The following is a 15,903-nucleotide window of genomic DNA, read 5'->3' on the forward strand; positions in this document are numbered from 1 at the left end:
ATGAGCTTTCGGGCGCAGCAACGGTTCTCGGATCCGATGGCGCCGGTGCCCGCCGAGTGGACGGCGCCGACACCCCCGGAGGGCGTCGTGCCCGTCGTCGCCGCGGCCACCCCGTCCACCGAACTTGTGCCGTATCGCGAACTGTCGACGGTCGCGCTGCTGGGGGCGCTCCCGAAGGCCCCGTCGGCGGGCTGGCGCAAATGGGTGTACCGGGCGTCCGGCCGGTTGATCAATCCCGGCGAGAGCCCGAAGGTGATCCGGCACGACGACCTGCTGGTGCGGATGCAGCAGCCACTGCAGGGCTGCTATCGGGTCGCGATGCTCTCGCAGAAGGGCGGGGTCGGCAAGACCACGATCACCGCAACCCTCGGCGCGACGTTCGCCGGCGCGCGCGGCGACCGCGTGATCGCCGTGGACGCGAACCCCGACCGCGGCACGCTGAGCCAGAAGGTGCCGGTGCAGACTCCGGCGACGGTGCGGCATCTGCTGCGCGATGCGGAGGGTGTCTCGGCCTACAGCGATGTGCGCCGGTACACCTCGCAGGGGCCCAGCCGGCTTGAGGTGTTGGCGTCGGAGAGCGATCCCGCGGTGTCGGAGGCGTTCTCGGCGACCGACTACGTCCGCGCGCTGAACATCCTCGAGCGCTTCTACAGCATGGTGCTCACCGACTGCGGCACCGGCATGCTGCACTCGGCGATGTCGGCGGTCATCGACAAGGCGGACGTTCTGGTCGTGATCAGCTCGGGATCGGCGGACGGCGCGCGCAGCGCGTCGGCGACGCTGGACTGGCTCGACGCCCACGGCCACGACGACATGGTGCGCAACTCGATCGCGGTCATCAACGGGGTGCGGCCCCGGGGCCGTCGGGGGACGAGCCGGGGCACCGCGAAGGTCGACCTGGACAAGATCGTCGACCATTTCACGAGACGGTGCCGCGCCGTGTGTCAGGTGCCGTTCGATACCCACCTGGAGGAGGGCGCCGAGATCAGCCTTGAGCGACTGCGCCCGCAGACGCGGGAGTCCCTGCTGGAGTTGGCGGCTGCGGTGGCCGACGGATTTCCCGGGGCACGCAGTCGGTCCGACCCGGCCGATTGACACCGGGTCTCGCGGTCACTTCTCGTCAGGACCTGGGCTGGTCGTCGCGCGGATTGATCCGCCGCAGGAACTCGGGATCGTCGTCCGGCCCGATCGTCCGGGTGCGCGGTCTGTTCGCGTTCATCCGGATCACCCGCCAGCCGACGTAGACCAGTCCGGCCAAGACGAGAACAAGGAGCAAATACGCCACTCAAAACCTCCTTCCTGCCAATATACGCGTCGGCGCTAGGCTCGGATTCGTGTCTGACGACCCGCGACCCGGCTCCCGGTTGTATCTCGATGTGCTCGCCTACGTGGCGGCGCGACTTGTCCTCGTCGCCGCGGTGGCGGCCGCCGTGCTCGGTATCGGCCATCTGATCGGAATTCGCGATTTCCCCGTCGTGGTGGCTTTGCTGTTCGCGATCGTGGTGGCGTTGCCGCTGGGAATCTGGTTGTTCAGCCCGCTTCGCCGGCGCGCCAATGCCAGCATCGCGGCGATCGACGAACGCCGCCGCCGGGACCGTGAGCAACTGCAGGAGCGGCTGCGTGGCGGTGCCGGTAAGCCTGCGCCGAAGTCCGATCCGAAACGTCGGGACGGCTGAATGCGCATGTACTTTTCGTAATTTGGCGGCGTAGCTGAGGTGTGTTCTGGGTAACACTCGGTACATGACTGATCCGCAGGTCATGAACCGTCCTCGTGGTCTGACCGACCACAGAGCCCTCAGTAGCCCCGGCCGCGCGGGAGCGCACCGGCTCTACCGCCGCTGGATCCACGAACTGTGGTCCGGGCGCCGTGTCGCCGAGCAGTTGGTGTCGCCCGATTTCGTCGGCCATCTGCCCAACCGCGAGATTCGCGGGCCCGCGGGGCTGCAGGCCGAGGTCGACCGGACCCATCTGACGTTGAAGGAGTTGTCCTTCGTCGTCGACGTCGGGCCGATCGTGGACGGTGACATGGTCGCGGCGCGCTGGATCGCCACTGGGGCCGGCCGCAACGGTCCGGTGCGCTACACGGGCAATGACCTGCTGCGGATCGCGAACGGCAAGGTCGTCGAGTACTGGTCGGGGACCTCGCGCGCCTAACCGGCGGCGTCCCGGAGGAGTTGGCGCAGGGCCGCCAGCGGGTCTTCACCGATATCGAGGCGACGTTCGTCCGGCCGCGGCTGATCGGCGCCGGCAGGCGGGGGAGCCGTCGGCGCGACGGGTGCGGCCGGTGGCGGCGGGGACGGTGGTGCGAGGGGTGCCACCGTCCCCAGCGCGTCGATCTTGGCCTGGACCCGCGCAGCGGCATCGGCACGGACCGCGCGCCGCTGCGGATCGGGATCGTCGTTGCCGGAGAAGCACGCAGGCGGTGCCTCGGCGATCACGGTCAGCGCTTCCTCGTAGCGTTGTCTGGCGTCGTCCAGTCGCGCCTCCCACGCGTCGATGTCACCGCGCCGCTCGCGGACCAGTTCCAGATTGATCCGCACCGGACAGGAACGGCTGTCGTCGGTGGTCTCTAGCGCCGCGGTGAACTGCATGTCGGCGACGTCGAGTCGATCCTGGAGCACCGCGAGGACGCCCGCGGCGACGGTCGCGTTCGCCGGCTCGATCATGTTGGCGACCTGCAGCAGCGACACGTCGTCGGACAGGGCGCCGATGTCGCCGGACGCGTAGTGCTGTTGGGCCGCACCGCCGACGACGACTACCGAGATCAGCTTGACGGCCAGCAGCGTGACCAGCACGGCGGGCACCGCGGAGAACAGCAGCAGGCGGCGCCGCAGACGGATGCGCGCGGGTGGGCGGGTCATGACGGGGCCTGCCGGCGGACGGCGCGGGTACGGTGCAGATCCCTGGTGGTCAGGTAGATCTCGACGAGAAGCAGCGCGGTGGCGAGCATCGTCAGCACCCAGTACAGCTCGGTGGGCTGCGGCGCAGTCGCCGGATCCGTCGCGGTGGCGGTTCCCGATGCAGGCGCGCGGTCGGAGGGGAGTTCGGCGCCGTCGCGGCGCGGCACGTAGGGCAGCCCCAGCTGCCCGGCGATCTCACGCAGCCTGGCCTCGCCGGGTCCGGTGCCGTAGCCCAGAACCGCGCCGTCGTCGATCCGCGGGGTGTCGAAGACGCCCTGCGGCACCGTGGACTCACCCGCCCCCGAACCGAGGTAGTAGACCAGATTCTCGGCTTGTGGAAACTGCTGTCCTGCTGAAATCAGTTGATAGCGAAGGACATTGGCTGCCGCGGCAGCGTTGACTTCGGTGCTGTCGATGCCCGGATGCGGCGTCAGCGCGTCGACGGCGGGTTGCAGACTCCACGCGTCCGCCGACAGCGGCCAGTCGATCGAGGGACGCGCAGCGAACCCGATGATCGCGAACCGCGCGTCGGGGTGGGCCCGGATCACCTCCTCGATGTCGGAGCGCATGGCCGTGATCCGCGGAGCGTCTCCGAAGTCCGGGATGGCCGAGTCGGACGACCGATCGACGAGGAAGTAGATGTTGGCGCCCGCCTGCGGGCGTTGCGCGTTCTGTTCTCCGGCAGCGGATCCGGTGACGGGCCGCGCCGCGGCGAGCACGAGGAGGAGCAGCGCGACGGTGGTGACCGCCCACCGGGCCACCGACGTGCGGCCCGCCCTCGCCGCCGGCAGGAGTGCGACCGCGCGCAGCGCGAGAAGTGTTGCGGCGGCGACCGCGAGCACGATTCCCGGCATCACCGGATCGAACGTCATCGGCGCACCGCCAACAGCGAGACCGCCAGCAGGGCAGATAGTGCCAGCGCGACGATCAGGGCGACGACGGGTGAGTCCTCACGGACGTCGATCCCCTCGGGCGGTGCGGCCGCGGCGGCGCGGATCGCGTCGAGTTGCCCGTCGACCCTGGCTGGGTCGAATCGGAAGAACTGCCCGCCGGTCTCGCCGACCGCCGCGCTCAGCGCCCCGGTGTCGCGGCCGGGTGTCGCGATCGCGCTGATCTGCACCCCGGCGCGGCGCGCCATCTCGACGGTCTCGGCGTCGGTGTAGAGCGACGGCCGGGTGTCGCCGGGAGCTCGCAGCGAGCCGGGGCCCACGTAGATCAGCGACCGGCGCGTCGTCGATTCGTTCTCGAAATCCGGGAATCCGGTGAGGCACAACGCCAGGACGTCGGCGACGGTGGGGGAGTAGTCGGCATAGGTCACCGATGAGGCGAACGTCGGTGCGGCGGGCGAGTTCCGGGCGAAGTCGCCGAGGCGGCCCGCGGCGAACTGATGGTCGCGGGTCAACGGGATGAGCCGCCGGTTCGACGATGTCAGGCCGATCCGCTCGGCGCCGTACGTCGGGGCCTGGCGCGCGAAGTAGCGGAGGAAGTCCGACGTCGCCGGCTCGTCGACGGGAGATCCGGCGCACAGCATGATGTCCTGGCGCGCGACAGCACCCGCCTCATCGCGACGGGGTTCGCTCGGCCGGGCGCTGACGAGGGCGGTGGTGCCGCACAGCAGGATGAGCAGGGTCAGCGTCACGACCGCGGCGCGCGTCTGGCGGCGTAGCACGGCCCGGTATTCGGGCAGCCTGGTCAACCGGTCGGTGTTGGCCAGCGGAAGCCGGCGGTCCTGGTTCCCGGTGACGGGCAGCAGGATCGCCACCGCGATCACCAGCACGACGGCGCCGGCTCCGAGGGCCGCGACCGGCCACCACGTCAGGTCCATGAGCGGATCAACTCTTCGGTCGCGTCACCGAGTGACCCGACATCGACTGTGGACGCGCGGTCGAACTGCGCGCTGCCCAGCGACTCGAGAAGCGGTGCGGCGGCGGCGAGGTCGCTCGCGGCGATGGCCCGCACCTGCATGTACTGCGCGCGGACACCCGTCGCCTGGTGCAGGAAACTGCGCAGCGTGCGGCTGAGGTCGGCCCCGGCCTGCTCGGCGGTGATCTCACCGCTGCGGTGGCGGTCGGTGATGTCGCGGGCGGTTCCCGCGAAGCGCCTGCGCAGCATGCGCGCGTGGGCGTCCTCGACGCCGGGGATGCGGCGTAGCCGGTCTGACGGCATGGTCGCGACGAAAACCGCGGTGTACCAGAGGATCACGGCACCAAGCAGGGCGATGCCGAGCCACAGCCAGATCGCGGAGTACCCCGGCGGTCCGCTGACGAACTCCAGTAGATCATCCGGCACGGGACCACACCCGCGTCATCTCGCCGACCGCCCGCCGGATCTGCCCGGATCCGGTGATGGTGGCGCGTGGGACACCGCGTGCCACCAGAAGTTTGGCTCAGGCGCTCGGCGCGCCGCAGCTCGGCCCGCTCGTAGGCGGCGACGACCCGCGGGTCGGTCGCGGCGCTGCCCAGCACCGGGCGTCCGGTGGCGACGTCGTACGCGCCGTCCTTGACGCCGGCCGCGGGCATGTCGGTGACCATCGCCCACATCACGTCGTGTCGAGACGTCAACCGCGCCACGGCGTCTTCGAGTCGGCTGTCGGTGTCGGGTTCGTCGGAGACCACCACGATCAGCATCGGATGGCGGTAGTGCGTTGCCACATAGGTCAATTGGCAGACGATGTCGCTGGGTCCGTGACGCCCCGCGTGGCCGTGGTAGCCGGCCAGCATGCTCTCGATGTGGTTCTCGCCGCGACTCTGGCGGACCCGCAGGCTGCCTCGGGCATCTCCGTACACCATCCCGATCTGGTCGGAACGGCCCAGCGTGATCAGCCCCACCGCGCCCAGGACGTGCAGCGCCACATCGCTTTTGCGTTCACCGTCGGCGGCCAGTGCCGCCATGTTGCGTCCGGTGTCGGCGACCAGCAGCACCTTGTGGTGCTTCTCGGAGACGAACCTCTTGATCAGGACACTCCCGGAGCGCGCCGAGGCCTTCCAGTCGATGTCGCGCACGTCGTCGCCAGGCACGTAGGGTCGCAGCTCGTCGAATTCCAGGCTGCGCGTGTGCAGCAACGCGTGACGGCCGCCCTCCAGCATGCCCCGGGTGTCGGTGCCGAAATGCGCCCTGGCGCGGTTGAGATGCGTGCCCAATCTGTGCCGCCGCTCAGGGCACCCGCACCGCGTGCAGCACTGCGTCGATCACCCTGTTCGGGGTGACGCCGGCACTGGCCGCCTCGAAGCCGAGGATCAGCCGGTGCTGCAGTACCCGGTGCGCGAGATCGGCGATGTCCGAAGGGATCACGTGGTCGCGGCCGGACAGCACCGCCAACGCCCGCGCCGCGGTGCACAGCGCGATCGTCGCGCGCGGGCTCGCCCCGTACTCGACCATGCGGGCCAGTTGGCTGGGCAGGTGGTTGCCCGGGTCCCGGGTGACCCCGACCAGCCGGCTTGCGTAGAGCATGAGGTCGCGGCTCATGTAGACGTCGCGGGTGATCCGCTGCAGCCGGCGGACGTCGTCGAGGCCGACGACGGGGCTGCTGCGGTGATCCTTGTCGTAGAGCCCGGCGTCGCGGCGCGACATCATGTCGACCTCCTGCTCGGGCGACGGATACCGCACGATCTCCTTGAGTAGGAAGCGGTCGGTCTGCGCCTCGGACAGCGCGTAGGTGCCCTCCTGGTCGACGGGGTTCTGGGTGGCGATCACCAGGAACGGTTCGGGGATCGGGTAGACCGTGCCCGCGATGGTGGTCTGGCGTTCCTCCATCGCTTCGAGCATCGCGCTCTGGGTTTTGGCGCTGGAGCGGTTGATCTCGTCGAGCAGCACGACGTTCGCGTGGACCGGTCCGAGCTGGGTGACGAATGCGGTGGTCGTCGCGTCGTAGACCTGGGTGCCGATGATGTCGCTGGGCAGCAGGTCGGGGGTGCACTGGATGCGGCGGAACTCGCCGTCGATCGACTCGGCGATCACCCGCGCCGCGGTGGTCTTGGCCAGTCCCGGCACGCTTTCGAGCAGGATGTGCCCGCCGGTGAGCAGGCCGATCAGCAGCGTCTCGCGCAGGTGCTCCTGGCCGACGACCTTCGCCGAGAACGCTTCGGACAGCGCCGCGACGACCCGCTGCGCTTCACGGGCGTCGTCGGACTCGCGGGGCATGGGGGCGGCGGTCATCCCGCGCTATGTACCACGCGATTCGGGCCCGCAAACAGCCGTCGTCAGCCGAGGATCAGCGCTGCGGCCACCACGACCGCCCACACCAGCATCGTCAGGCCGGTGTCCTTGAGCACCGGGATCAGGTCCTTGCCGCCCTGTCCGCTGCGCACCGGTCCGGCCGCACGCAGGGCGAGCGGCAGCGCGAGCAGGCCGGCCGCGCACCACGGCGTCGCGGCGATCAGGACCAGCGTCAGCACGAACGGGATCGCCGTCAGCACGGTGAACAGCACCCGTGTTTTCGCGTCGCCGAGCCGTACGGCCAGCGTGATCTTGCCCGACTCCGCGTCGGTGGGGATGTCGCGCAGATTGTTGGCGACCAGGACCGCCGACGACAGGCAGCCGATGGCCACGGCCAGCGTCAGCCCGACCCAGTCCACCCGCAACGCCTGCGTGTACTGGGTGCCGAGCACCGCGACGAGGCCGAAGAACACGAACACCGCGACCTCGCCGAGCCCCAGATACCCGTACGGTTTCGAGCCGCCGGTGTAGAGCCATGCGCCGGCGATGCACACCGCGCCGACCGCGATCAGCCACGGGGCGGAGAACCAGGCCAGCACCAAGCCGGCGAGCGCGCCGACGGCCAGGCTCACCACCGCCGCCGTCAGTACCGACTTCGGTGCTGCGAGCTTCGATCCGACCAGGCGCAGCGGGCCGGAGCGGACATCGTCGGTGCCGCGGATGCCGTCGGAGTAGTCGTTGGCGTAGTTCACCCCGATGATCAGTGCGACGGCGACGACCAGAGCGAGCAGCGCCTTCCACCAGGACGTGCCGTCGAGCCACGCGGCGGCGCCGGTCCCGGCGATGACGGGTGCGACGGCGTTGGGCAACGTCCGGGGACGCGCGCCCTCGATCCACTGGGCAAGACTGGCCACGACGGCCAGTCTTGCAGGTGCCGACCGTGGCAGACTGGGCGCATGGACGACCGGCTGAGCAAGTCCGAGATCGGTAAGGACGCGGTACAGGAGATCGTCGCGGCAGGGGCCTCGGCGGTCGGCGAGGTCACCACGATCATCACCACCGCGGTCAAGGACGTCGCGAACGCGATCGGCGGCTTCGCCACCGACGTGTTCGAGATCCGCGACGGCGCCCGCCGCGCCACCCAGGAGTTCCACGAGGACGACGCCTAGCCCCACGCAGGTGCGCGGGGGTTCCCGCCACATCGTGACACCGGCGCTTCCTTCTTGACACCCGTCAAGTCATACTCATGTCCATGACGTCCACAGCGCTGTGTGAACAGTTCGGCATCGACTTCCCTCTCTTCGCGTTCAGCCACTGTCGCGACGTGGTGGCTGCGGTGACCAATGCCGGCGGCTTCGGCGTGCTCGGCGCCACCGCGTATTCGCCCGACCAGCTCGACCAGGAGCTGGCCTGGATCGACGAGGCCGTCGGCGGCAGGCCCTACGGCGTGGACCTGATCGTCCCGGCGAAGTTCGAGGGCAAGGGCGAGAAGCTGTCCAGCTCCGATCTCGCGGCGCGCATCCCGCAGACCTACAAGGACCTCGTCGACGAGCTGCTGCGCAAGCACGACATCGAGCCCGAGCCTGAGCGGCGTATCGGCAAGCCGATGCTGTCCGGCAACACCGGCCGTGAGCTGCTCGACGTCGCGCTCACCCATCCGGTCAAGCTGATCGCCAACGCCCTCGGCGTCCCGCCGGACTACATGATCGAGGCCGGCAAGGAACGCGGCATCCCGGTCGCGGCGCTCGTCGGCGCCAAGGAGCACGCGGTCAAGCAGGCCGCCGCCGGCGTGGACCTGATCGTCGCGCAGGGCACCGAGGCGGGCGGACACTGCGGTGAGGTCAGCACGCTCGTCGTGGTGCCCGAGGTCTTGGAGGGTCTGGCGGCGCTCGGCGTGTCCACCCCGGTGCTCGCGGCCGGCGGCATCGTCACCGGACGCCAGATGGCGGGCATGGTCGCGATGGGCGCCTCCGGGGCGTGGACGGGGTCGGTGTGGCTGACCACCGAAGAGGCCGAGACCGCACCGCACACCGTGGCCAAGATGCTGGCCGCGACGTCACGCGACACCGTGCGCTCGGCGGGCCGAACCGGCAAGCCGTCACGGCAGCTGGTGTCGGACTGGACGAAGGCGTGGGCGCCGTCGAAGGACGGGGAGCAGCCGCTGGGCCTGCCGCTGCAGTCGATGCTGTGCGAGCCGGTGATCCGCCGCATCGACGTGCTGGCCTCGCAGGGCCACGAGGGTGCGCAGGCGCTCGCGACGTACTTCGTCGGGCAGGGCGTGGGGCTGATGAACAAGGTGAAGCCTGCCCGCGAGGTCGTCCGCGAGTTCATCGAGGATTACCTCGCCGCCGCCGAGCGCCTCAGCAGCTCTCTGCCGGGCTGACACCCCGCGAAATATCATTCCGGGTCGTGCTTTCGGACCCGATCGCAGCCCGGAATGATATTTCGCGCGCGAAACGCGCGCTACTCGGCCAGCGGCAGGCGCACCTCGAACCGTGCGCCCGTCGGCAGGTTGTGCGCCGTGAGCGTGCCGCGGTGGGCCTGCACCAGCCCGGCCGCGATGGCGAGCCCCAGCCCGGAGCCACTCGGCAGTGACGAATCCGACCGTGGCACACGGCTGTTGGATCCGCGATAGGCGACGTCGAACACGCGCGGCAGGTCGGCCTCGTCGATGCCGACCCCGGTGTCGTCGACGCGGGCCCACGCGCTGATCTCGTCGGCGCCCAGCGCCAGCTCGACGGTCCCTCCCGGCGGGGTGTGGGCGATCGCGTTGGCGACGAGGTTCGACAGCACCCGCACCAGCGCACGGTCGCTGCCGACCACCTGCACGGGCTGCTCGGGCAGGCTGGCACGCAGCCGGACTCCGGCGCGTTCGGCGGGCATTCGGTGCGCGGCGATCACGTCGTCGACGACCTCGTCGAGCGCCACCATGTCGAACGTCGGGGTCAGCGCGCCGGCGTTGATCTTCGACATCTCGAACAGGTCGTCGACCATCTCGGAGAGCCGAATCGATTCGTTCTCAATGTGTTTGGCGTGCACCCGGACTTCTTCGTCGGGCACCACACCGTCGGCGATCGCCTCGGCCACCGCGCGGATACCGGCCAGCGGGGTGCGCAGGTCGTGGCTGACGAAGGCGACCAGCCGTCGCCGGGAGTGCTCTGCCGCCGCCTCGGAATCGCGGATCTCGGCTTCCCACACCATCCGTCGCGCCTGATAGCGGGCCAGCATCACGGCCGCCGGGATCGTCACGATCGAGACGATCACCAGCACCACGGCGGTCCGCTCGAAGGTCCCGCTGATCATGAAGCCGCTGGCTCCCAGCACCCCGGCCAGCGTCGCCAGCACCGGGATCAGCACCAGCGCGACCATGCTCACCGCCAGCGACCACGCCCTCGCCAGCCGCACCACCGCGGCGCCGACGAGCACCACAGGCACCGAGCAGGCCAGCGCCCACCCGATGATCTCCCAGTATTCAGCCGGCAGCATCCGGCTGCCCGGGCGACGCTTCGTCGGGGGCCCACATGTAGCCGCGGCCCCACACGGTCTGTACCCGGTGCCGGTCACCGAGCTTGGAGCGCAGTCGCTTCACATGCACGGTGACCGTGGACAGGTCGCCGAAATCCCAGTGCCACACCTCTTTGAGGAGGTCCTCGCGGGTGTAGACGGTGCCGGCGTGGGTCAGGAAGAACAACAGCAGGTCGAACTCGCGATTGGTCAGGCTGACCGTCCTGCCGCCGACGGTGGCCGAGCGCGACGCCGTCGACACGGTCAGGTCACCGGAGGTGATGTCGACCGGGTGGGCCGCGATCGAGGCCGGTGAGCGTCGCAGCACCGACCGGACGCGCAGCGCCAGCTCACGCGGGCTGAACGGTTTGGTCAGGTAGTCGTCGGCACCGGCTTCCAGCCCGGCGATGCGGTCGTCCTCCTCGCCGAGGGCCGTCAGCAGGATCACGGGCACCGAGTAGTGGCCGTTCTGGCGCAGACGTCGGCACAGCGCCATCCCGTCGGGGCCGGGCATCATCACGTCGAGCACTGCGACGTCGATGCGCTGCGAACTGAGCAGTCGCAGCGCCTCGTTGCCGTCGTGTGCGGTGGACACCTCGAGTCCGTCGCGCTCCAGGTAGCGGCGGACGACGTCGCGGACGACGCCATCGTCATCGGCGATGAGGACTCGGGTCACCACACCGAGGTTAGCGCGACGGACCGGCTACCAGCGTCGACGTCACGCTTTTGTCATGCCCGCAGTTCAGTACAGGGCCTGGCGCATCATGTCCTCGTCGAGCGCCCTGCGCATGTCGTCGAGGTCGGCGTCGGCGTACATCTGCTTGGCCAGGTGCGCCGCGCTGGGCACCGCCGCCGGATCCCAGCTCTGCGGGTCCCACGCGTCCGACCGAAGAAACGCCTTCGCACAGTGGAAGAACACCTCCTCGACCGCGATCTCCAGCGCCAGGATCGGGCGCCTGCCCTCGACCGACATCGCGTCGAAGTAGTCGGCGTCGGCCATCACGCGGGCGCTGCCGTTGATCCGCAGGGTGTCGCCGCGGCCGGGGATGACGAACAGGGTGCCGACGCGCGGGCGCTCCAGCACGTTGAGGTAGCCGTCGACGCGCTTGTTGCCGGGCCGTTCGGGGATCGCGATGGTGTGGTCGTCGATGATGTGGACGAATCCGGCCGGATCACCTTTCGGGGAGACGTCGACGCGGCCGTCGGCATCCGTCGTCGCGACGAAGCCCAGCGGCGAATGCGCCAGCCAGTCCCGCATCGCCGGCAACAGGCGGTCGCGGACCTTGCCGGCGACCACGGCGTGGGGATGTCCGACGATCGCGCGCAGTTCCTCGACGGTGGTGACGTGGCGGCTCATGGTGTCCATGATGCGGGTCGGCGGCGGCGAAAGGGGAGGTCCCTCAGTCCGACTCACCGAAGCGCCGGACCAGTTCGCGTCGGTCGATCTTGCCGATGCCGAGGCGGGGAAGCTCGTCGACGAGATGCAGCTGGCGCGGCGCGGCGCTCGACGGCAGCGTCTCGGTGACATGAGATCGCAACTGCGCCAACGTCACCGATGATTCCGGAGTGGTCACCACCGCGGCGGCCACACGCTGGCCGAGCCTGGCGTCGGCGACCCCGAACACCGCGCATTCGGCGACGGCGGGGTGGGTGGCCAACGCGGCCTCGACCATGCCGGGTAGCACCGTCAGCCCGCCGGTGCTGATCGCGTCGTCGGCGCGGCCGAGGACGCGCAGCACCCCGGCGTCGAGGACACCGATGTCGTCGGTGCGGAACCAGCCGGGCTCGGCGAACGGGTCCGGTGTGACGGGGTTGCGGTACCCGACCGCGACCGTCGGCCCGCCGAGCTCGATGCGGCCGTCCTCGGCGATACGCACCTCGACGCCGCGCAGAGGTACCCCGTCGTAGACGCAGCCGCCGGCCGTCTCGCTCATGCCGTACGTGCGGATCACCGAAATGCCTGCGGCCGACGCCTTTTCGGCGACCCCGGCCGGCATCGGGCCACCGCCGATCAGCACCGCGTCGAGGGAGGCCAGCGCCCGGGTGGCCGCGACGTCGCCCAAAGCCTTGTCCAATTGGACCGCAACCAGCGACGCATACCGCCGACCCGGCTCCATCCCTGCGATCGCCGAGGTCAGCGCCTCGGGTTCGAACGACGCCGGGACGGCCACCGGGCGGGTGCCCGCGACGACGCTGCGGACGAGGACCTGAAATCCCGCGACGTGATGGGCCGGCAGCGCGAGCAGCCACTGACCGGGACCGCCGAGGCGCTCGTGGGTGGCCTCCGCGCCGGCCCTCAGTGCGGCGGCGGTCAGCAGGGCGCCTTTGGGGGTTCCCGTGGTTCCGGACGTCGACAGCACCGCGCCGACGGCGTCGTCGATGTCTTCGCCGGCACGCAGGGCGGTGGCCAGCGCCGCGCTCTGGTGCGGATCGTCCGCGGGCACCGGCAGCACCGCGGCGCGACCGTCGAGGACGTCGGCGATCACCGGCAGCTGCGCCGATGCCGCTGCGCCGGAACCGAATTCGACCGCTCGTAGGATCGCTATGTGTCCTCCTCATCGCGCGAATCGTCGAGCGGCCAGCCCTGCGCGGCGAGGCGGGCGCGGACCCTTTCGATGTCGTCGGGGGACGGCAGGCCGTCGGTGATCTCGGTGATCAGCACGCCGATGTCGACGGTGTCGATGCCGGGCGTGTCGGTCAGTTCGGCACGGGTGCGCAATTCGGTGACCACGGCCCGCACCTCGTCGTCGGTCAACCGGCGGCGCAGCAACGCCAGCAGCGGTACCCGGTCGGGGCCGGGGACACCCTCCGGATATCCCTCGACGATCCAGGCGACGATCCTGGCCAGGAACTTGGTCACGAACTCACTCCCCACACGGCATCGGAATGCCCACGGCCGTAGATCTTAGACGCGAGGACCCCGCCGGACCGGCCACGCGAAGGCCCCGGCGAACGGGGGTGGCCCCCAAGATGAACATTGGATGAACAGCTGCGCGTGACTTGGGAAAACGGCATGTTGTGGGCTCAATCTCACACGCGCCCACGCCCGCGAAAATTCGGAAAACGGGCGCCGAAGGACGCAGAATCAACAGCATGAGCGCAGAGTTGGTCGTGCTGGTGCTGTTGATCATCACCGCACTGGCGTTCGACTTCACCAACGGGTTCCACGACACCGGGAACGCGATGGCCACGTCGATCGCCACCGGCGCTCTCAAGCCCAAGACCGCGGTTCTGCTGGCCGGAATTTTGAACCTCGTCGGCGCCTTCCTGTCGGTCGAGGTGGCGGTCACGGTGACCACCTCGGTCCTCAAGGTCCAGGACTCCACGTCCGGTGAACTGCTGTCGGGTATCGACGCCTCCACAGGTCTGACGATCATCTTCGCGGGCCTGATCGGCGGCATCCTGTGGAACCTGCTGACGTGGTTGTTCGGCATCCCGTCGAGCTCCTCGCACGCGCTGTTCGGCGGGCTGATCGGCGCGGGCCTCGCGGCCCTCGGCCTGGCGGGGGTCAACTGGTCGGGTGTCACCCAGAAGGTGCTGATCCCCGCGCTGGCCGCCCCGATGATCGCGTGCCTGGTCGCCGGCTGCGGAACCTGGCTGGTCTACCGCCTCACCCGCCGGGTCGCCGAGAAGCGTCGGCGTGAGGGCTTCCGCTGGGGGCAGATCGCGACCGCCTCGCTCGTCGCGCTCTCGCACGGCACCAACGACGCGCAGAAGACCATGGGCGTCATCGCGCTGGCGCTCATCACCACCGGGCACCTGACCGGCGATGTGAAGGAAGAGGGTCTGCCGTTCTGGATCATCTTCAGCTGCGCGGTCGCGATCGGGCTGGGCACCTACCTCGGCGGCTGGCGCGTCATCCGCACCCTCGGCAAGGGTCTGGTGGAGATCCAGTCGCCGCAGGGTTTCGCCGCCGAAGCCTCGTCGGCGGCGATCATCCTGAGCTCGAGCGCGGCCGGGATGGCGCTGTCGACCACCCACGTCGCCACCGGGTCGATCCTGGGCAGCGGCGTCGGCAAGCCCGGCGCCGAGGTGCGCTGGGCGGTCGCCGGACGGATGGCGGTCGCCTGGCTGATCACGTTGCCGGCCGCGGGCCTCGTCGGTGCGCTGACCTACTGGCTGTCCAGCGGCGTGACGTCGGCGACCGGCTCCGATCTCGCCGGCGACGGCCTGATCTTCGTGATCCTGGTGGGCCTGTCGGCGTTCATGTGGTGGCGCGCCCAGCAGCAGAAGGTCGACCACAAGAACGTCAACGCCGACTGGGACGACACCACCAACTCCGTCGTGCCCGCCGAACTGCGCGTGACCACCACCCCCGACCCCAAGCCCGTCGCCACGGTCTGATCGGCAAGGAATCCAGATGACGTACTTCGAGAGCATTTTCAAGGTGCTCGGCATCGGGCTGCTGCTGGGTGCGGGGCTGCCGGCGGTCTTCGCCCTCGGCCTGGTCGCGTTCTCACGCGGCGCCGGATCGGACGGCTCCGACGGCGGCGCCGTGGCCGCACCGAACCCTGCGATGAAGATCCTGGGCGTCAGCATGTTCGTGTTCGTCGGCTGGGTGATCCTGACCGCGGTCCTGTGGATCACGCGCGGGACGGTCATCCACTACACCGGCATCGACATGTTCCCGTTCCTTCCGGCGAAGTGAGGCGACGCAGATGCGTGAGAACGTCTTCGACAACGTCCTGGGCTGGTTGCGACACGGGTACCCGCACGGCATCCCGACGACGGACTATTTCCCGCTGTCGGCGCTGTTGTCCCGCACGCTGACCGAGGACGAGGTCGTCGGGGTCGCCCAGACCGTGCTGCGTGGAACGGACTCCGACACGGTGACGCCGCAGGAGATCCGCGCGGCGATCCATCTGGTCACCGACAAGGAACCCAATCCCGAAGAGATGCACCAGGTGGCGGCGCGGCTCGCGTCGGTCGGCTGGCCGCTGGCCGCTCCTGCCGGTTAGCGGGTGTCCCTGCGCAGCGGGTGGTCGTCGGGTACCTGCACGAAGATCAGGCTGATGCCGTCGGGATCGGCGACGTGCATCTCGTGCAGTCCCCACGGTTCCTGACGGGCCTCCCGCGCGATCGTCACGCCGCGTTGTGTCAGCTGCTCCTGGGTGGCGGCGAGGTCTCGCACCTGCAGCCACAGCGCGCCGGGAAATGGGGGAGCCCCGACGGGTGGCGCTCCGTGTCCGGCGATCTCGATCAGCGTCTGGCCCGCGTAGAACACCGTGCCGCCGCTGTACTCCCGGGCGATCGCGAGTCCGAGGCTGTCGCGGTAGAACGCGACCGTGCGCGCACAGTCCTTCGGACGGAACAACACCCGGCTGGCCAGGATCTCCATGGGTGT

21 protein-coding genes and 1 pseudogene are annotated in these 15,903 nt (G+C 69.8%); 8 read left to right on the forward strand and 14 right to left on the reverse strand.

All coding sequences use genetic code 11. The features are described from left to right. On the forward strand, positions 1-1,095 hold the full coding sequence (locus DYE23_RS04090) for a MinD/ParA family ATP-binding protein (RefSeq protein WP_115326551.1): 1,095 nt from the start codon (positions 1-3) through the stop codon (positions 1,093-1,095). 25 nt (positions 1,096-1,120) lie between these two features. Here DYE23_RS04090 and DYE23_RS30745 read toward each other — a convergent pair whose 3' ends face one another. Then, positions 1,121-1,285, reverse strand: a complete 165-nt coding sequence (locus tag DYE23_RS30745) for a hypothetical protein (RefSeq protein WP_011891051.1) — start codon at positions 1,283-1,285, stop codon at positions 1,121-1,123. A 49-nt stretch (positions 1,286-1,334) separates the two neighbouring features. Between DYE23_RS30745 and DYE23_RS04095 the strand changes: the two genes are divergently transcribed. Continuing rightward, positions 1,335-1,676 (forward strand): DUF4229 domain-containing protein, encoded by a 342-nt coding sequence (locus tag DYE23_RS04095; RefSeq protein ID WP_115326552.1) that lies wholly within the window; start codon positions 1,335-1,337, stop codon positions 1,674-1,676. 64 nt (positions 1,677-1,740) lie between these two features. Beyond that, on the forward strand, positions 1,741-2,154 hold the full coding sequence (locus tag DYE23_RS04100; protein WP_115326553.1) for an ester cyclase: 414 nt from the start codon (positions 1,741-1,743) through the stop codon (positions 2,152-2,154). On the opposite strand, the gene DYE23_RS04105 is transcribed toward DYE23_RS04100, so the two are convergent. The 7 genes and pseudogenes from DYE23_RS04105 to DYE23_RS04135 form a co-directional block, all read right to left on the reverse strand. Beyond that, positions 2,151-2,861: a hypothetical protein gene (locus tag DYE23_RS04105; RefSeq protein ID WP_115326554.1), complete on the reverse strand. Its 711-nt coding sequence runs from the start codon at positions 2,859-2,861 to the stop codon at positions 2,151-2,153. The two genes, DYE23_RS04100 and DYE23_RS04105, sit on opposite strands and share 4 nt — an antisense overlap. Then, complete coding sequence (locus tag DYE23_RS04110) at positions 2,858-3,772, reverse strand: vWA domain-containing protein (RefSeq protein WP_115326555.1); 915 nt, start codon at positions 3,770-3,772, stop codon at positions 2,858-2,860. The genes DYE23_RS04105 and DYE23_RS04110 overlap by 4 nt, the downstream gene beginning before the upstream one ends. Continuing rightward, on the reverse strand, positions 3,769-4,725 hold the full coding sequence (locus tag DYE23_RS04115; protein WP_011891046.1) for a hypothetical protein: 957 nt from the start codon (positions 4,723-4,725) through the stop codon (positions 3,769-3,771). Before DYE23_RS04115 ends, DYE23_RS04110 begins: the two co-directional genes overlap by 4 nt. Next, positions 4,716-5,189, reverse strand: coding sequence for a hypothetical protein (locus DYE23_RS04120; protein ID WP_011891045.1), 474 nt, complete (start codon positions 5,187-5,189; stop codon positions 4,716-4,718). Before DYE23_RS04120 ends, DYE23_RS04115 begins: the two co-directional genes overlap by 10 nt. After that, positions 5,179-6,040: pseudogene (locus tag DYE23_RS04125) on the reverse strand (DUF58 domain-containing protein). Before DYE23_RS04125 ends, DYE23_RS04120 begins: the two are co-directional and overlap by 11 nt. A 13-nt stretch (positions 6,041-6,053) precedes the next feature. Continuing rightward, positions 6,054-7,055 (reverse strand): AAA family ATPase, encoded by a 1,002-nt coding sequence (locus tag DYE23_RS04130; RefSeq protein WP_115326556.1) that lies wholly within the window; start codon positions 7,053-7,055, stop codon positions 6,054-6,056. 44 nt (positions 7,056-7,099) lie between these two features. Further along, positions 7,100-7,969, reverse strand: a complete 870-nt coding sequence (locus DYE23_RS04135; RefSeq protein ID WP_115326557.1) for a 1,4-dihydroxy-2-naphthoate polyprenyltransferase — start codon at positions 7,967-7,969, stop codon at positions 7,100-7,102. A 42-nt stretch (positions 7,970-8,011) separates the two neighbouring features. Here DYE23_RS04135 and DYE23_RS04140 point away from each other — a divergent pair, with 42 nt between their 5' ends. Both DYE23_RS04140 and DYE23_RS04145 read left to right on the forward strand, forming a co-directional pair. Next, positions 8,012-8,224 carry a hypothetical protein gene (locus DYE23_RS04140; protein WP_013470638.1) on the forward strand — a complete coding sequence of 71 codons (213 nt, stop codon included), beginning with the start codon at positions 8,012-8,014 and terminating at the stop codon, positions 8,222-8,224. Positions 8,225-8,307: 83 nt separating this feature from the next. Beyond that, on the forward strand, positions 8,308-9,438 hold the full coding sequence (locus tag DYE23_RS04145) for an NAD(P)H-dependent flavin oxidoreductase (RefSeq protein WP_041788370.1): 1,131 nt from the start codon (positions 8,308-8,310) through the stop codon (positions 9,436-9,438). Positions 9,439-9,518: 80 nt separating this feature from the next. Here DYE23_RS04145 and DYE23_RS04150 read toward each other — a convergent pair whose 3' ends face one another. From DYE23_RS04150 to DYE23_RS04170, 5 genes are all read right to left on the reverse strand, one after another. Further along, positions 9,519-10,541, reverse strand: a complete 1,023-nt coding sequence (locus DYE23_RS04150) for a sensor histidine kinase (protein WP_011891040.1) — start codon at positions 10,539-10,541, stop codon at positions 9,519-9,521. Then, positions 10,528-11,235: a response regulator transcription factor gene (locus tag DYE23_RS04155; protein ID WP_041788371.1), complete on the reverse strand. Its 708-nt coding sequence runs from the start codon at positions 11,233-11,235 to the stop codon at positions 10,528-10,530. Before DYE23_RS04155 ends, DYE23_RS04150 begins: the two co-directional genes overlap by 14 nt. A 66-nt stretch (positions 11,236-11,301) precedes the next feature. Continuing rightward, positions 11,302-11,916, reverse strand: a complete 615-nt coding sequence (locus tag DYE23_RS04160) for a pyridoxamine 5'-phosphate oxidase family protein (protein WP_011891038.1) — start codon at positions 11,914-11,916, stop codon at positions 11,302-11,304. Positions 11,917-11,959: 43 nt separating this feature from the next. Then, positions 11,960-13,045 (reverse strand): o-succinylbenzoate--CoA ligase, encoded by a 1,086-nt coding sequence (gene menE, locus DYE23_RS04165; protein WP_011891037.1) that lies wholly within the window; start codon positions 13,043-13,045, stop codon positions 11,960-11,962. Between the two features lie 56 nt (positions 13,046-13,101). Further along, positions 13,102-13,419 (reverse strand): DUF3349 domain-containing protein, encoded by a 318-nt coding sequence (locus DYE23_RS04170; protein ID WP_011891036.1) that lies wholly within the window; start codon positions 13,417-13,419, stop codon positions 13,102-13,104. Positions 13,420-13,652: 233 nt separating this feature from the next. Between DYE23_RS04170 and DYE23_RS04175 the strand changes: the two genes are divergently transcribed. The 3 genes from DYE23_RS04175 to DYE23_RS04185 are packed head-to-tail and all read left to right on the forward strand — an operon-like array spanning position 13,653 to position 15,517. Then, complete coding sequence (locus tag DYE23_RS04175) at positions 13,653-14,903, forward strand: inorganic phosphate transporter (protein ID WP_013470643.1); 1,251 nt, start codon at positions 13,653-13,655, stop codon at positions 14,901-14,903. Between the two features lie 16 nt (positions 14,904-14,919). Continuing rightward, a complete protein-coding gene (locus DYE23_RS04180) occupies positions 14,920-15,207 on the forward strand; it encodes a hypothetical protein (RefSeq protein ID WP_011891034.1) in 288 nt (95 codons plus the stop codon). 10 nt (positions 15,208-15,217) lie between these two features. Beyond that, positions 15,218-15,517, forward strand: a complete 300-nt coding sequence (locus tag DYE23_RS04185) for a DUF3349 domain-containing protein (protein ID WP_115326558.1) — start codon at positions 15,218-15,220, stop codon at positions 15,515-15,517. Here the strand turns inward: DYE23_RS04185 and DYE23_RS04190 are convergent. Continuing rightward, on the reverse strand, positions 15,514-15,897 hold the full coding sequence (locus DYE23_RS04190) for a VOC family protein (RefSeq protein WP_115326559.1): 384 nt from the start codon (positions 15,895-15,897) through the stop codon (positions 15,514-15,516). The genes DYE23_RS04185 and DYE23_RS04190 overlap by 4 nt on opposite strands. Between the last annotated feature and the right edge of the window lie 6 nt (positions 15,898-15,903).

This window comes from Mycolicibacterium gilvum (assembly GCF_900454025.1).
GTDB classification, from domain to species: Bacteria; Actinomycetota; Actinomycetes; order Mycobacteriales; family Mycobacteriaceae; genus Mycobacterium; species Mycobacterium gilvum.

Coding starts and splice junctions, on each gene's coding strand:
- DYE23_RS04150 (WP_011891040.1), bottom strand. CDS start 10,541: ATGCTGCCGGCTGAATACTGGGAGATCATCGGGTGGGCGCTGGCCTGC.
- DYE23_RS04110 (WP_115326555.1), bottom strand. CDS start 3,772: ATGACGTTCGATCCGGTGATGCCGGGAATCGTGCTCGCGGTCGCCGCC.
- DYE23_RS04180 (WP_011891034.1), top strand. CDS start 14,920: ATGACGTACTTCGAGAGCATTTTCAAGGTGCTCGGCATCGGGCTGCTG.
- DYE23_RS04115 (WP_011891046.1), bottom strand. CDS start 4,725: ATGGACCTGACGTGGTGGCCGGTCGCGGCCCTCGGAGCCGGCGCCGTC.
- DYE23_RS04105 (WP_115326554.1), bottom strand. CDS start 2,861: ATGACCCGCCCACCCGCGCGCATCCGTCTGCGGCGCCGCCTGCTGCTG.
- DYE23_RS04175 (WP_013470643.1), top strand. CDS start 13,653: ATGAGCGCAGAGTTGGTCGTGCTGGTGCTGTTGATCATCACCGCACTG.
- DYE23_RS04185 (WP_115326558.1), top strand. CDS start 15,218: ATGCGTGAGAACGTCTTCGACAACGTCCTGGGCTGGTTGCGACACGGG.
- DYE23_RS04130 (WP_115326556.1), bottom strand. CDS start 7,055: ATGACCGCCGCCCCCATGCCCCGCGAGTCCGACGACGCCCGTGAAGCG.
- DYE23_RS04090 (WP_115326551.1), top strand. CDS start 1: ATGAGCTTTCGGGCGCAGCAACGGTTCTCGGATCCGATGGCGCCGGTG.
- DYE23_RS04140 (WP_013470638.1), top strand. CDS start 8,012: ATGGACGACCGGCTGAGCAAGTCCGAGATCGGTAAGGACGCGGTACAG.
- DYE23_RS04190 (WP_115326559.1), bottom strand. CDS start 15,897: ATGGAGATCCTGGCCAGCCGGGTGTTGTTCCGTCCGAAGGACTGTGCG.
- DYE23_RS04100 (WP_115326553.1), top strand. CDS start 1,741: ATGACTGATCCGCAGGTCATGAACCGTCCTCGTGGTCTGACCGACCAC.
- DYE23_RS04160 (WP_011891038.1), bottom strand. CDS start 11,916: ATGAGCCGCCACGTCACCACCGTCGAGGAACTGCGCGCGATCGTCGGA.
- DYE23_RS04145 (WP_041788370.1), top strand. CDS start 8,308: ATGACGTCCACAGCGCTGTGTGAACAGTTCGGCATCGACTTCCCTCTC.